Annotated in this window: 14 protein-coding genes; 6 read left to right on the top strand and 8 right to left on the bottom strand. The window is 62.3% G+C overall.

The genetic code is table 11. From position 1 onward, the window contains the following. Window positions 1-48: 48 nt before the first annotated feature. On the bottom strand, window positions 49-1,548 hold the full coding sequence (gene glpK / locus HG549_RS20080) for a glycerol kinase GlpK (RefSeq protein WP_170031944.1): 1,500 nt from the start codon (window positions 1,546-1,548) through the stop codon (window positions 49-51). A 51-nt stretch (window positions 1,549-1,599) separates the two neighbouring features. Then, on the bottom strand, window positions 1,600-2,451 hold the full coding sequence (locus tag HG549_RS20075; RefSeq protein WP_170031941.1) for an MIP/aquaporin family protein: 852 nt from the start codon (window positions 2,449-2,451) through the stop codon (window positions 1,600-1,602). 305 nt (window positions 2,452-2,756) lie between these two features. Between HG549_RS20075 and ybaK the strand changes: the two genes are divergently transcribed. After that, complete coding sequence (gene ybaK, locus HG549_RS20070) at window positions 2,757-3,227, top strand: Cys-tRNA(Pro) deacylase (RefSeq protein ID WP_170031938.1); 471 nt, start codon at window positions 2,757-2,759, stop codon at window positions 3,225-3,227. 129 nt (window positions 3,228-3,356) lie between these two features. Here ybaK and HG549_RS20065 read toward each other — a convergent pair whose 3' ends face one another. Together HG549_RS20065 and argF are read right to left on the bottom strand one after the other, a co-directional pair. Next, window positions 3,357-4,466 (bottom strand): ABC transporter ATP-binding protein, encoded by a 1,110-nt coding sequence (locus HG549_RS20065; RefSeq protein WP_170031935.1) that lies wholly within the window; start codon window positions 4,464-4,466, stop codon window positions 3,357-3,359. Next, window positions 4,463-5,383, bottom strand: coding sequence for an ornithine carbamoyltransferase (argF, locus tag HG549_RS20060; RefSeq protein ID WP_170031932.1), 921 nt, complete (start codon window positions 5,381-5,383; stop codon window positions 4,463-4,465). The genes HG549_RS20065 and argF overlap by 4 nt, the downstream gene beginning before the upstream one ends. 378 nt (window positions 5,384-5,761) lie before the next feature. Between argF and HG549_RS20055 the strand changes: the two genes are divergently transcribed. Further along, window positions 5,762-7,870 carry a molybdopterin-dependent oxidoreductase gene (locus tag HG549_RS20055; RefSeq protein ID WP_170031929.1) on the top strand — a complete coding sequence of 703 codons (2,109 nt, stop codon included), beginning with the start codon at window positions 5,762-5,764 and terminating at the stop codon, window positions 7,868-7,870. Between the two features lie 91 nt (window positions 7,871-7,961). Then, window positions 7,962-8,297, top strand: a complete 336-nt coding sequence (gene grxD / locus HG549_RS20050; protein WP_003254949.1) for a Grx4 family monothiol glutaredoxin — start codon at window positions 7,962-7,964, stop codon at window positions 8,295-8,297. Window positions 8,298-8,354: 57 nt separating this feature from the next. On the opposite strand, the gene bfr is transcribed toward grxD, so the two are convergent. Both bfr and HG549_RS20040 read right to left on the bottom strand, forming a co-directional pair. Further along, window positions 8,355-8,828, bottom strand: a complete 474-nt coding sequence (gene bfr, locus HG549_RS20045) for a bacterioferritin (RefSeq protein ID WP_170031926.1) — start codon at window positions 8,826-8,828, stop codon at window positions 8,355-8,357. Window positions 8,829-9,028: 200 nt separating this feature from the next. Beyond that, window positions 9,029-9,247, bottom strand: coding sequence for a bacterioferritin-associated ferredoxin (locus HG549_RS20040; RefSeq protein WP_003254947.1), 219 nt, complete (start codon window positions 9,245-9,247; stop codon window positions 9,029-9,031). A 223-nt stretch (window positions 9,248-9,470) separates the two neighbouring features. On the opposite strand from HG549_RS20040, the gene HG549_RS20035 reads away from it, so the two are divergent. Continuing rightward, window positions 9,471-10,073 (top strand): peroxiredoxin, encoded by a 603-nt coding sequence (locus HG549_RS20035; RefSeq protein WP_003254945.1) that lies wholly within the window; start codon window positions 9,471-9,473, stop codon window positions 10,071-10,073. 226 nt (window positions 10,074-10,299) lie between these two features. On the opposite strand, the gene rnt is transcribed toward HG549_RS20035, so the two are convergent. Both rnt and pyrC read right to left on the bottom strand, forming a co-directional pair. Then, a complete protein-coding gene (gene rnt, locus HG549_RS20030) occupies window positions 10,300-10,911 on the bottom strand; it encodes a ribonuclease T (protein WP_225932836.1) in 612 nt (203 codons plus the stop codon). 59 nt (window positions 10,912-10,970) lie between these two features. Beyond that, complete coding sequence (pyrC, locus tag HG549_RS20025; protein ID WP_170031920.1) at window positions 10,971-12,017, bottom strand: dihydroorotase; 1,047 nt, start codon at window positions 12,015-12,017, stop codon at window positions 10,971-10,973. 130 nt (window positions 12,018-12,147) lie between these two features. On the opposite strand from pyrC, the gene HG549_RS20020 reads away from it, so the two are divergent. Both HG549_RS20020 and HG549_RS20015 read left to right on the top strand, forming a co-directional pair. Continuing rightward, a complete protein-coding gene (locus tag HG549_RS20020; RefSeq protein WP_170031917.1) occupies window positions 12,148-13,122 on the top strand; it encodes an OmpA family protein in 975 nt (324 codons plus the stop codon). A gap of 136 nt (window positions 13,123-13,258) precedes the next feature. Then, window positions 13,259-14,476: an argininosuccinate synthase gene (locus HG549_RS20015; protein WP_013973956.1), complete on the top strand. Its 1,218-nt coding sequence runs from the start codon at window positions 13,259-13,261 to the stop codon at window positions 14,474-14,476. Window positions 14,477-14,510 lie beyond the last annotated feature (34 nt).

Here is a 14,510-nt window from a genome sequence, read left to right as displayed (position 1 = left end):
AGGCCGCTCCTACACAGTCCGCGAACGCGTCACCATCTTGATGGGTAATCAAGCCTCGTGGTCTTCCCAGTCGCGAGTGCGCTCCACCGCCTTTTTCCAGCCGGCATACAGCTTCTCTTTGCGCACTTCATCCAGTTGCGGGCTGAACTCGCGTTCGATGATCGCCTTGTCGCGCAACTCGTCCAGGCCGCTCCAGAAACCACAAGCCAGGCCCGCCAGGTAGGCGGCGCCCAACGCAGTGGTTTCGCGCATTTTCGGGCGTTCCACGCAAGTACCAAGGATGTCCGCCTGGAACTGCATGAGGAAGTTGTTGGCCACCGCGCCACCGTCCACGCGCAGCTCGGAAAGGCGCTGGCCGCAGTCCTGCTGCATGGCATCAAGCACGTCGCGGGTCTGATAGGCGATCGATTCCAGCGCGGCGCGGATGATGTGGTCCACCTTCACGCCACGGGTCAGGCCGAACAGCGCGCCCCGCGCATACGGGTCCCAGTACGGTGCGCCCAGGCCGGTGAAGGCTGGCACCAGATACACGCCGTTGCTGTCCTTGACCTTGCTGGCGAAGTACTCGGTATCCAGTGCGTCGTTGACGATTTTCAGCTCGTCACGCAGCCACTGCACGGTGGAACCACCGTTGAACACCGCGCCCTCCAGGGCATAGGCCACTTCGCCGCGCGGGCCGCAGGCGATGGTGGTGAGCAAGCCATGGGACGACTTCACTGCCTGGCTGCCAGTATTCATCAGCAGGAAACAGCCGGTGCCATAGGTATTCTTGGCCTGGCCCGGCTCCACGCACATCTGGCCAAACAGTGCCGATTGCTGGTCGCCGGCGATACCGGCAATCGCGATGCCGCTCTTGGTGTGGCCGTACACTTCGGAAGACGGGCGTACCTCGGGCAGCATCTGCCGCGGGATACCGAGGATCTCCAGCAGGCGGTCGTCCCATTGCAGGCTGTGGATGTTGAACATCAGCGTGCGCGAGGCGTTGGTGTAGTCGGTGACATGCACCTTGCCGCCCGAGAACTTCCAGATCAGCCAGGTATCGACGGTGCCGAACAGCAACTCGCCGCGCTCGGCGCGTTCGCGGGCACCCTCGACATTGTCGAGGATCCATTTCAACTTGGTGCCGGAGAAATACGGGTCGGTGACCAGGCCTGTGGTTTGGCGGATGTAGTCTTCATGGCCGTCGCGCTTGAGCTGGGCGCAGATCTCGGTGCTGCGGCGGCACTGCCAGACGATGGCGTTGTACACCGGGCGGCCGGTTTCCTTGTCCCACACAACAGTGGTTTCGCGCTGGTTGGTGATGCCCAGCGCAGCCACCTGGGCATGGCTGATGCCGGCCTGGGCCAGCGCCTCGACCATGGTCGCACTCTGCGTGGCGAAGATTTCCATCGGGTCGTGTTCGACCCAGCCTGCCTGTGGGTAGTGCTGGGCGAACTCGCGTTGGGAGGTACCCACCACGTTGGCATCGCGGTCGAAAATGATGGCCCGCGAGCTGGTGGTACCCTGGTCCAGGGCGATGATGTAGTTCTTATCCTGGGTGTCTGTCATGGTCGTAGGCCTTGCGCAATTAGGGGTTCAGGGCGGGGCGTGATGCCGCCATCAATTGACTTGAGTATCGCCCTGGCGATTGTCGTTTGTCTCAGGGTTCACGGCGGCTGCCGTTGGCAGGTTGCGGGCGATCAGGCCACGGTAGGCCGCGGCACCCGCGCAGGCGCCAAGTACGGGGGCGAACACTGGAACCAGGAAATAAGGCATGTCCCGACCGCCAGTGAAGGCGATTTCGCCCCAACCGGCCAGGAAGGTCATGAGTTTTGGCCCGAAATCGCGCGCCGGGTTCATCGCAAAGCCGGTCAGCGGGCCCATGGCACTGCCGATCACGGCGATCAGCAGGCCGATCAGCAGCGGGGCCATGGCGCCACGTGGCAGGCCGTTGTTGTCGTCGGTCAGGGCCATGATCACGCTCATCAGGATGGCGGTGATGATCACTTCGACGAGGAACGCCTGGCCGGTGGACAGCGACGGGTGCGGGTAGGTGGAGAACACTGCGGCCAGTTCGAGGCTGGCTTCGCTGCCGCGCAACATCGCGTGGGCCTGTTCGAAATCGAAGAACAGGTTGCTGTACAGGCTATAGACCAGCGCCGCGCCACAGAATGCGCCGCACACCTGGGCCAGCATGTAGAAGGGCAGCTTGCGCTTGTCGAAACCGGCGAACAGGGTGAGGGCAATGCTCACTGCCGGGTTCAGGTGCGCGCCGGAAATACCGGCGGTGAGGTAGATCGCCATGCTGACGCCTACGCCCCAGATGATACTGATTTCCCACAGGCCGAAGCTGGCACCCGCGACCTTGAGCGCGGCGACGCAGCCGGTACCGAAGAAGATGAGCAGGGCGGTGCCGAGGAATTCGGCCAGGCATTGGCTGGACAGCGTGGGTTGGCGTAGAGCAGTCGTCATGTATGACCTCGTTTTTGTTTTGTTGTGAGGCGCTTGGCGCTCGACAGCAAAGCCTGGAATCGATCCCCATTGATCCCGGGCTGATGTAGGAAACGCACCTTAAAAGGGCATCATTTATTCAGAAACGAAAAAATATAGACAAGAAACGCTGATGTCAAAGGTCGAAAGTGAACGGTCAGTCACGATTTGAGCGCTCGCTTGCGGTGCGACTGCCGCGCTAGAGCGGCGCGCTGGCTCTACGCTGGCTGCGATGCGGGAATTGCCCTAAAGTAGCCGCCGAGAGCCGTCTCGACCGGAGCCCCTGCATGACCCCCGCCCTAGACCTGTTGAAGAAACACCGCGCGGAACACCGTGTGCACAGTTACGAACATGACCCCAAGTCCGCGTCCTACGGCCTGGAGGCAGCGGAAAAGCTCGGGCTCGACCCGCAGCAGGTGTTCAAGACCTTGTTGGCGAGCAGCGAGAAGGGCGAATTGCTGGTGGCGGTGGTGCCCGTGGTCGGCACGCTGGACCTCAAGGCCCTGGCCCATGCCGCCGGGGTGAAGAAGTGCGAGATGGCCGACCCGGCGGTGGCACAGCGTGCCACCGGGTACCTGGTGGGCGGCATCAGCCCGCTGGGGCAGAAGAAGCGCCTGCGCACCTTTATCGACGACTCGGCGCAGCAGTTCGCGACCATCCATGTCAGTGCTGGACGGCGTGGGCTGGAGGTGGAATTGGCGGCGGCGGTATTGGCCGAATATACCCAGGGCAAGTTTGCCGGTATTGGTCGGGGCTGAGCGTCTTGGGGCTGCTGCGCAGCCCATCGCGACGCAAGTCCGCTCCTGCAGCGTAAGCTGAGCGGACACGATCACCTGTAGCAGCGGCCTTGCGTCGCGATGGGCCGCAATGCGGCCCAAAACGCTGTATCAGGTCGCCGAACTGTAGCGACGAACACCATTCTCCAGCTGCGGCAACTGCGCCGCCACACTGCCCGGCACCGGGAACAGCACCAGGTGGTCGGCTTTCACCGCAATCCCCACATCGTCACCGACCTGGTGGTCACTGTGGCTGGGGAATATCGCTTCCAGTTGGCTGCCGGTGGGCAGTTGCAGGCGGTAGAGCGTCGATGCCCCGAGGAAACTCTTGCCGACGATATTGGCCTGCAGCGGGCTGCCCGGTGCATGCACGATATCGTCGGGGCGCAGCAGAACATCCACCGAGCTGCCTGGGGCCATGATGTAGGCTCGGTTGCCGCGCAGTTCACCCAGTTCGGTGTTGACCGCCTCGTGGCTGCTCATCTGCCCACGGATGAAATACCCCTGGCCGATGAAACTGGCGACGAACGGCGTCTGCGGCTCGTGGTAAAGGTTGTAGGGGGTATCCCATTGCTCCAGGCGGCCTTCCTTGAACACGCCGACCTGGTCGCTGACGGCAAAGGCTTCCTCCTGGTCATGGGTAACCAGGATGGCGCTGGTGCCACGGCTCTTGAGGATGTCGCGAACTTCATGGCTCAGGCGCCGGCGCAATTCCACATCGAGGTTGGAGAACGGCTCGTCGAGCAGTAGCAACTGTGGCTCGGGCGCCAACGCACGGGCCAGTGCGACCCGTTGCTGTTGCCCACCGGACAGTTCATGCGGATAGCGCCCGCCCAGGCCGCCCAGCTTGACCAGTTCGAGCATCTCTTCGATGACTTCGGCCTGGCGCGGGTGCTTGGCGATGCCGAAGGCAATGTTCTGCGCCACGGTCAGGTGCGGGAACAGCGCGTAGTCCTGGAACACCATGCCGATGCGGCGTTTTTCCGGGGCCAGGGTGAACCCGGCCCGGGAAATGACCTCGCCGGCCAGCTGGATCTCGCCTTCGTGCACCGGCTCGAAACCGGCGATCGCGCGCAGGGTGGTGGTCTTGCCACAACCGGAGGAACCCAGCAGGCAACCGATGTCGCCTGCGTTGAGGTGCAGGTTGAGGTTCTGGACGATGCGCTGGTCGCCATAGCCGCAGGCGAGGTTGCGCAGGTTGAGCAGTAAGGGTTGACTCATGCGTGGTGGTAAGCCGGTTCGACAAGGAATTCGAGAAGGGCCTTCTGTGCATGCAGGCGGTTTTCAGCCTGGTCCCAGGCGACCGAACGTGGGTCGTCGAGCAGGTCATGGCTGATTTCCTCACCACGGTGGGCTGGCAGGCAGTGCATGAACAGGGCGTCTGGTGCCGCCAGGTCGAGCAGTTCGCGGGTGACCTGGTAAGGCGCGAAATGCGCCAGGCGCCGTGCAGTTTCCTCCTCCTGGCCCATCGAAGTCCAGACGTCCGTGGTCACCAGGTGGGCGCCGCGCACGGCTTCCTTCGGGTCGCGGACGATCTGCACGCGGTCGCCGCCGATGGCCATGAAGCGTGGGTCCGGTTCGTAACCTTGCGGGCAGGCGATACGCAGCTGGAAGTCGAACTGCCTGGCTGCCTCGATATACGAGTTGCACATGTTGAAGCCGTCGCCGATCCAGGCCACGGTCTTGCCCTGGATCGACCCGCGCTGTTCGAGGAACGTCTGCATGTCGGCCAGCAGTTGGCACGGGTGCGATTCGTCGGACAGCGCGTTGATCACCGGCACCCGCGAATTGGCGGCGAATTCGGTGAGGGTGCTGTGGGCATGGGTACGGATCATCACCACATCGAGCATGCTCGACAGCACGATGGCACTGTCGGCGATCGGCTCGCCCCGGCCCAGCTGGGTGTCACGTGGGGACAGGAAGATGGCCTGGCCGCCGAGCTGGATCATGCCGGCCTCGAACGACACCCGGGTACGCGTCGAGGATTTCTCGAAGATCATGCCCAGTACGCGGTTCTTCAGGGGCTCGAACAGCACGCCTCGCTTGCGCAGGTCCTTCAGCTCGATGCCGCGGCGGATCACACCGAGCAATTCGTCGGTGGTGAAGTCCAGCAGGGAGAGAAAGTGCCTAGCGCTCATGATTGACTACCTTATCTGCAACGGTATGCAGGTCGACCGTATGGTTTTTTTTGACAACGGGAGTGACCTGCGGCGTAAGCCGCACGGAGGCGGACGAAATAGGGAAAGGCGCAATACTATAAGTAAATGTCGCCTGAAGCCAAGAGGGGAAACAGCAGCTCGGTGCCAAAGGGTGTTGCAAGGGGTGTATCGAGCGACCGGCAGTGCTGTTTTTTATTTGCTACAGAGGGTTGTACACGGCTTGCTGGCAAGTTGGCAAATGGCTGTCGCAAATCGTGTGCCTGATGTCGGTGGATTCATGCCGCGAAGTGCGCTGGTCGAGGGGCTGCGCCCAGGCGCATAGTCGCGTTGGTCCATTACCACGAGGCAGAGGCGGCCATGACCAAGACCCTGCACCACCGTGCCTGTCACCTGTGCGAGGCGATCTGCGGGCTGAACATCGAAGTCAGCCATGAACAAGGCGGACGGGCGCTGATCCATTCGATCAAGGGCGACCCGCAGGATCCGTTCAGCCGCGGCCATGTCTGCCCCAAGGCAGTTGCCCTGCAGGATATCCAGAACGACCCCGACCGCCTGCGCCAGCCGCACAAGCGGGTAGGTGAGCGTTGGCAGGCCATTGGTTGGGACGAAGCCTTCGCCCTGGCCGCCGACCGGCTGTGGGCGATCCAGCAGGCCCATGGGCGCAATGCCGTTGCGGTCTACCAGGGCAACCCCAGCGTGCACAACTACGGTTTGATGACCCACAGCAACTACTTCCTCGGCTTGCTGAAAACCCGCAACCGCTTTTCTGCCACCTCGGTTGACCAGTTGCCGCAACACCTGGTCAGCCATCTGCTGTATGGCCATGGCCTGCTGTTGCCGATCCCGGACATCGACCACACCGGCTTCATGCTGATCCTCGGCGGCAACCCGCTGGCCTCGAATGGCAGCATCATGACGGTGCCGGACGTGGAAAAGCGCCTGAAGGCGCTGCGAGCCCGGGGCGGGCGCCTGGTGGTGGTGGACCCGCGCCGCAGCGAAACAGCGGCAATCGCCGACAGCCACTTGTTCATCCGCCCTGGCACAGATGCGGCGCTATTGTGCGGCTTGCTCAACACCCTGTTCGAAGAAGGCTTGGGGCGCGGCTCGCATTTGCCGGTTGCAGGCCTGCAGCAGGTGCGCGAAGCGATCGCGCCGTTCAATGCCGAGGCGATGAGTGCCCACTGTGGCATTGCTGCAGCAGACATTCGCCAGCTGGCGCGGGATTTCGCGGCGGCCGACAAAGCCGTGTGCTACGGCCGTATGGGCGTCTCGACCCAGGCGTTCGGCACCCTCTGCCATTGGCTGGTGCAACTGATCAACCTGGTGACTGGCAACCTCGACCGGGAAGGCGGCGCGTTGTGCACCGTACCTGCCGTCGACCTGGTGGCGACCACCTCCGGAGGCCATTTCAATGCCTGGCAAAGCCGCGTGTCGGGCTTGCCCGAATATGGTGGCGAGCTGCCCGTGGCGGCCCTGGCCGAAGAGATACTGACCCCCGGCGACGGGCAGGTACGGGCACTGGTGACGGTAGCCGGCAACCCGGTGCTGTCCACGCCTAACGGCCGCCAGCTGGACGCCGCGCTTGAAGGGCTGGAATTCATGCTCTGCATCGACTTGTACATCAATGAGACAACCCGCCATGCCGACCTGATCCTGCCCTCCACCTCGGCGCTGGAAAACGACCATTACGACACCACGTTCAATCTGCTGGCAGTGCGCAACGTGACCCGTTTCAACCGGGCGATCCTGGCCAAACCGGAGGGGGCGCTGCACGACTGGGAGATCTTCGTCGGCCTGGCCCAGGCGTTTGCCAGGCGCGCCGCGCTTGAATTGAAACCGACCCTGGCGCCGGCACAGATGATTGACCTGGCGTTGCGCAAGGGGCCTTATGGCGAAGCGACGCCCTGGCAGCTTTCGCTGGCAACACTTGAGCAGCACCCGCATGGCCTTGACCTCGGGCCGTTGCGTGCCAACCTCGCCGCGCGCCTGGCGACCGCCAGCAAGGCGGTCGAGGCCGCGCCGCCGGTGCTGCTGGATGACCTGCGTCGGCTGGCGCAACAGCCTGCACCAGCAGCGGGCGAACTGTTGCTCATCGGCCGCCGCCACGTGCGCAGCAACAACTCGTGGATGCACAACTTCCACCGCCTGGTAAAGGGCAAGCCGCGCCATCAGTTGCTGATGCATCCACAAGACCTGCAGCAGCGGCAACTGCAGGACGGCCAGCGCGTGCGCATACGTTCGCGCACCGGCACGCTGGAGGTCGAAGTGCAGGCATGTGACGACATCATGCCGGGTGTAGTCAGCCTGCCCCATGGTTTTGGCCATGCGCGGCATGGGGTACGCCTGCAGGTAGCCCGGGCGCAACCAGGCGTAAGTGCCAACGACCTCACCGACGAGCGCCTGCGTGACCCTGTTTCCGGCAATGCAGTGCTCAATGGCGTACCCGTGCAGATCGAGGCCGTGTAGGGAACGGTAAGGCCGAGCATGCTGCTCGGCTTTCCGTTACAATGCCTCACCGTGCCGACGATCGCGTCGGAAAGTTCAGCCGAGGTGCTACATGGATATCATCGAAACGATCAAAGAGCAGATTGCCAACAACACCATTCTGCTTTACATGAAAGGCTCGCCGAATGCCCCGCAGTGTGGCTTCTCTGCGCGTGCATCGCAGGCCGTGATGGGTTGTGGCGAGAAGTTCGCCTACGTCGACATCCTGCAGAACCCGGAAATTCGCGCCAACCTGCCAAAATATGCCAACTGGCCGACTTTCCCGCAGCTGTGGGTAGCCGGTGAGCTGGTTGGCGGTAGCGACATCATGCTGGAAATGTTCGAGAAGGGTGAGCTGCAGACCCTGATCAAGGAAGCGGCTGCCAAGGCCAAGGCTTCCGAAGCCTGATTTTTCGGCAAGCATGAAAAAACCCGCTGAGTGCGGGTTTTTTCATGCGCCGGATATTTACTCTTCGCCCATCTGCGACTGCAGGTAGTTTTCGATACCGACCTTGTCGATGAGCCCCAGCTGGGTTTCCAGCCAGTCGATGTGTTCTTCCTCGGCTTCGAGGATGTCTTCGAGGATGTCGCGCGAGCCGAAGTCGCCAGCGGTCTCGCAGTGGGCGATGGCTGCCTTGAGGTCGACCAGGCCTTTCTGTTCGATCTTCAGGTCGCATTCGAGCATTTCTTTGGTGTGCTCGCCGATCAGCAGCTTGCCCAGGTCCTGGACGTTGGGGATGCCTTCGAGGAACAGAATACGCTTGATCAGTTTGTCAGCGTGCTTCATCTCATCGATGGATTCCTTGTACTCGTGCTTGCCGAGCTTGTTCAGGCCCCAATCTTCGTACATGCGCGCGTGCAGGAAGTACTGGTTGATTGCGACCAGCTCGTTTCCGAGGATCTTGTTGAGATGCTGGATGACGCTTACGTCGCCTTTCATGTCGGGTTCCTGCCCTGTAGAAGTGTGCCAATACCCCGAAGTTTGAGCCCGATACCTAGGTGTGTCAAACCTAAGTTATTGAATAATAAATGAAAATTAATAGGAATAAGAATGTTTGTGAACCGCGTTGGAACGCTAACTTATTGAATTCTGGGCATAAAAAAACCGGACGCAAGGTCCGGTTCTTGGAATTCTGGCTTTCAGGCGGCGGTAAATTCTACCGGGTAGGGCAGGGCTGCCTGGCTGACCTGAAGCTCGGTCAGGGTCTCGCGGACCACCTGCTTGGCCACGCAGGCGCATTTGCCACACTGGCTGGCGACGTTGGTCGCGGCGCGCACTTCCTTGTAACTGCAGCATCCTTCATAGATCGCATCGCGGATCTGTCCGTCGGTAACGCCGACACAAAGACACACATACATAGAGGCTGACCATCGTTGCTAGGCTCGATGGGGTGGAGCTTAATGTTAATGAGAATGCTTGTCAAAGGACTTTCTGGAAGGGCCGTGCTTGAGCGACCGGCGGTTGCTTCGTCGTTGGAGTCGGCCTGTCACCAGAAGCCGTGTATGATGGTTGGCCTTTGTTGGATGTCGGGCAGCCTGTCTGGCCCGGCAAACGGTTCTTCACCCTCATCAGGAGATTACAATGAGCGTACTCGTTGGTAAGAAAGCCCCCGATTTCACCGTTCCAGCCGTGCTGGGCAATGGCGAGATCGTCGACAGCTTCAACCTGGCTTCGGCCATCAAGGGCAAGTACGGCCTGGTGTTCTTCTACCCGCTGGACTTCACCTTCGTCTGCCCGTCCGAGCTGATCGCCCTGGACAACCGCATCCCTGACTTCCAGGCCCGCAACGTTGAAGTGATCGGTGTGTCGATCGACTCGCACTTCACCCACAACGCCTGGCGTAACACCCCGGTCAACAACGGCGGTATCGGCCAGGTCAAGTACACCCTGGCTGCCGACATGACCCACGAAATCTGCAAGGCCTACGACGTCGAGTCCGAAGGCGGCGTGGCTTTCCGTGGTGCCTTCCTGATCGACACCAACGGTGTGGTTCGTTCGCAGATCGTCAACGACCTGCCACTGGGCCGTAACATGGACGAGCTGCTGCGCCTGGTCGACGCCCTGCAGTTCCACGAAGAGCACGGCGAAGTCTGCCCTGCCAACTGGAAGAAAGGCGACAAAGGCATGAACGCTTCGCCAGAAGGCGTTGCTGCCTACCTGAGCGAAAACGCTGGCAAGCTGTAATTGCCGCGCGCATGAAAAAACCGGCCCTTTCGGCCGGTTTTTTTGTGTCTGGCTTCTGCGAGCGCTTTACGCGCCTATCGCGACACAAGGCCGCTCCTGCAGGTTTTATGCGAACCGAGCTGCGCCCAAGGTGGTGGGCAGGTATCCAGCATCTGGAGCGCAGCTCAAACTCCTGTAGGGGCGGCCTTGTGTCGCGATGGGCCGCAAAGCGGCCCCGGATTTCAGATCAGTCGTTGAAATCGCGCCAGCCGCCCATCTCTTTCCAACGGTTGACGATGCCGCAGAACAGCTCGGCAGTCTTCTCGGTGTCGTAACGGGCCGAGTGCGCTTCCCGCCCGTCAAAGTCGATGTCGGCGCTCTGGCAGGCCCGCGCCAGTACGGTCTGGCCATAGGCCAGGCCCGCCAGGGTAGCGGTGTCGAAGCTGGAGAACGGGTGGAACGGGTTGCGCTTGAGGTCGTTGCGCATCACCGCTGCATTGAGGAAGCCAAGGTCGAAGCTGCTGTTGTGGCCTACCAGAATCGCCCGCTTGCAACCATTGGCCTTGAGCGCCTTGCGTACGCCACGGAAGATGTCGGTCAGCGCGCTTTCCTCACTCACCGCCATGCGCAGCGGGTGATCCAGCTTGATGCCGGTAAACTCCAGTGCGGCCGGCTCGATGTTGGCGCCTTCGAAGGGCTCAACCCGGTGGAAGTAGGTGTGCTCGGGGAACAGGAAACCCTTTTCGTCCATGCCGATGGTGACTGCGGCAATTTCCAGCAGGGCGTCGGTGGCGCTGTTGAAGCCACCGGTTTCAACGTCCACCACGACTGGCAGGTAGCCACGGAAGCGTTCGGCCATCGGGTGACGCGAACCGCTGCTGCCCTGGGTGTCGAGGTCGTCTTCGTAGAGGTCTTCGCTCACGCGTTTTCCTCCAGCAGGCGCCAGCGCAGTTTTTCGCCGGCGCGCAGCGGGACTACGGTCTGCTCGCCAAACGGCAGGCTGTCCGGGGCGGTCCATTCTTCGCGAACCAGGGTAATGGTGTCGGTGTTCGCCGGCAGGCCATAGAAGGCCGGGCCGTGCAGGCTGGCGAAGCCTTCCAGCTTGTCCAGCGCGTTACGCTGCTCGAACGCTTCGGCGTACATCTCGATGGCTGCGTAGGCGGTGTAGCACCCGGCGCAGCCGCAGGCAGCTTCCTTGGCGTGGCGGGCGTGCGGGGCCGAGTCGGTGCCCAGGAAGAACTTCGGGTTGCCGCTGGTAGCGGCGTCCAGCAGTGCCACCTGGTGGGTGTTGCGCTTGAGGATCGGCAGGCAGTAGAAGTGCGGGCGAATGCCGCCCACCAGCATGTGGTTGCGGTTGTACAGCAAATGCTGGGCGGTAATGGTCGCGCCGACGTTGGCCGGGGCCTCGCTGACGAACTGGGCGGCATCGCTGGTGGTGATGTGCTCGAACACCACTTTCAGCGTCGGGAAGCGCTCGACCACACGGCGCAGGTGCTCATCGATGAAACGCTTCTCGCGGTCGAACACGTCGATCTCGCTGCGCGTCACTTCGCCGTGCACCAACAGTGGCATGCCGACTTCTGCCAGCGCCTCGATGGCCGGGAAGATATTGTCGATGCTGGTCACGCCCGAGTCGGAGTTGGTGGTGGCTCCGGCCGGGTACAGCTTGGCGGCATGCACGAAGCCGCTGGCCTTGGCCGCGCGGATGTCCTCGGGGCTGGTGCGGTCGGTGAGGTACAGCACCATCAGCGGCTCGAAGCGGCTGCCGGCCGGCCGGGCGGCGAGGATGCGCTCACGGTAGGCGCCGGCCTCGGCGGCATTGCGAACCGGTGGAACCAGGTTGGGCATGATGATGGCACGGGCGAAGGTACGCGCCACGTCGCCAACGGTGTGGGGCAGGACGGCACCATCGCGCAGATGGATGTGCCAGTCGTCGGGACGCAGGAGGGTCAGGCGATCGGACATTGGGGATTCCAGGCGGGTCGAACTCAAGCCCCAATGCTACCGGAAAACCCTGGGGCGAGCACGGCTATCAAGTTTTCCGCCTGGCGTCCGATAGCCTGCAGGTAAGCCGTCAGAATTTGTGGAGCCGCCCGTGCGCCAGCGTTACCTAGCCCTATTGACCCTGTTCGCCAGTCTGCCGGCCGGCGCCCTGACCTTCCAGACGCGCATGGAGAACATTGCCTGGAAGGTCGAGGGTGACCAGTTCGAATGCCGGCTGGTGCAGCCGATCGACGGCTTTGGCAGTGGTGAGTTCGTGCGCCGTGCGGGCGAACAGCCGGTGTTCCAGCTGCGTTCGGACAGCAACGCGCTGGGTGCCGGCACCGCGACCTTGCTGGCCGCCGCTGCGCCGTGGCAACCCGGGCGCAGCGACATCAACCTGGGCAGCGTACGCATGGCCCGCACTGGCGTGTTGTTCAGCTCGTCGCAGGGCCAGGCCAGCCGGCTGATCAATGGCCTGCTCGACGGCCGCAGCACCGTGGTGCGCAATTATGCCGGCGAGGCGGGAAGGCCGATGGAAGTGCGTGTGCTGCCGGTCAGCTTTGCCAAGGCCTACAGCGACTACCAGGCCTGTGCCGGCAAGCTGCTGCCGATGAACTATGACCAGGTGCGCCAGACCCAGGTAGGCTTCCCTGGCGGCGGTTTCGAACTGGATCAGTCGGCCAAGGCGCGGCTGGATGTCATCCTCGACTACATGAAGGCCGACCCGACAGTGAACCATGTCGAACTCAACGGCCACTCGGACAACAGCGGCAACCGCCTGACCAACCGCGATATGTCGCGCCGTCGCGCACTGGCCGTGGCTGACTACCTGAAGGCTCATGGCGTGCCGGAAGAGCAGATCGAGGTGCGTTTCCATGGCGAGCGCTACCCGCTGGCGAAGAACAACAGCGCAGCAAACCGGGCGCGCAATCGGCGGGTGAATATCGAGCTGGACCGGGTGGCGGTGGTTGAGAAGGCGGTCGAGAAACCGGTGGAAAAGCCGGCTGAACCGGCACCGCCATCCGTGACTCCGGGCACGGCACCAGCCAGCCCGGCCGCGGCGGCGGCCGGTACCAAGGCACCCTGACATTTCCTGTCGCATATTCCGTCGCCCTTCCGACAGTTCCTGTCGCTTTGTCGTCAGAAGCTGTCGCCCCACTGTAAATTTATTTGCAACGCCGTTAGAATCGACGCCTTTCCGTACAACCCCGTGGAGTGATGGCATGGCGGACGTAAAAAAGGTCGTACTGGCGTATTCCGGCGGCCTTGATACTTCGGTGATTCTCAAGTGGCTGCAGGATACCTACAACTGCGAAGTGGTGACCTTCACCGCTGACCTGGGGCAGGGCGAAGAGGTCGAGCCGGCCCGCGCCAAGGCCCAGGCAATGGGCGTTAAAGAGATCTACATCGACGACCTGCGCGAAGAGTTCGTGCGTGATTTCGTGTTCCCGATGTTCCGCGCCAACACCGTCTACGAAGGCGAGTACCTGCTGGGTACCTCCATCGCCCGTCCGCTGATCGCCAAGCGCCTGATCGAAATCGCCAACGAAACCGGCGCTGACGCCATTTCCCACGGCGCCACCGGCAAGGGTAACGACCAGGTGCGTTTCGAACTGGGTGCCTATGCCCTGAAACCAGGCGTCAAGGTCATCGCTCCATGGCGTGAGTGGGACCTGCTGTCCCGCGAAAAGCTGATGGACTATGCCGAGAAGCATGGTATTCCGATCGAGCGTCACGGCAAGAAGAAGTCGCCATACTCGATGGACGCCAACCTGCTGCACATCTCCTACGAAGGCGGTGTCCTGGAAGATACCTGGACCGAGCACGAAGAAGACATGTGGCGCTGGAGCGTCTCGCCCGAGAACGCCCCGGACCAGGCTACCTACATCGAGCTGACCTACCGCAACGGTGACATCGTTGCCATCGACGGCGTCGAGAAGACCCCGGCCACCGTGCTGGCCGACCTGAACCGTATCGGTGGTGCCAATGGCATCGGCCGTCTCGATATCGTCGAGAACCGTTACGTCGGCATGAAGTCGCGTGGTTGCTACGAAACCCCTGGCGGCACCATCATGCTCAAGGCTCACCGTGCCATCGAGTCGATCACACTGGACCGCGAAGTCGCTCACCTCAAGGATGAGCTGATGCCGAAGTACGCCAGCCTGATCTACACCGGCTACTGGTGGAGCCCGGAGCGTCTGATGCTGCAACAGATGATCGACGCTTCGCAGGTCAACGTGAACGGCGTGGTGCGCCTGAAGCTGTACAAGGGCAATGTCACCGTGGTCGGCCGCAAGTCGGACGATTCGCTGTTCGACGCCAACATCGCCACCTTCGAGGAAGATGGCGGCGCCTACAACCAGGCGGACGCTGCCGGCTTCATCAAGCTCAACGCACTGCGTATGCGCATTGCCGCCAACAAGGGCCGTTCGCTGCTCTGATTGCTGGCGCATGCCATGGAAACCCCGGCCCGGC

This window comes from Pseudomonas sp. SK (assembly GCF_012975065.1).
Taxonomy (GTDB): Bacteria; Pseudomonadota; Gammaproteobacteria; order Pseudomonadales; family Pseudomonadaceae; genus Aquipseudomonas; species Aquipseudomonas anuradhapurensis.
This window is presented reverse-complemented; position numbering and strand designations above follow the sequence as displayed.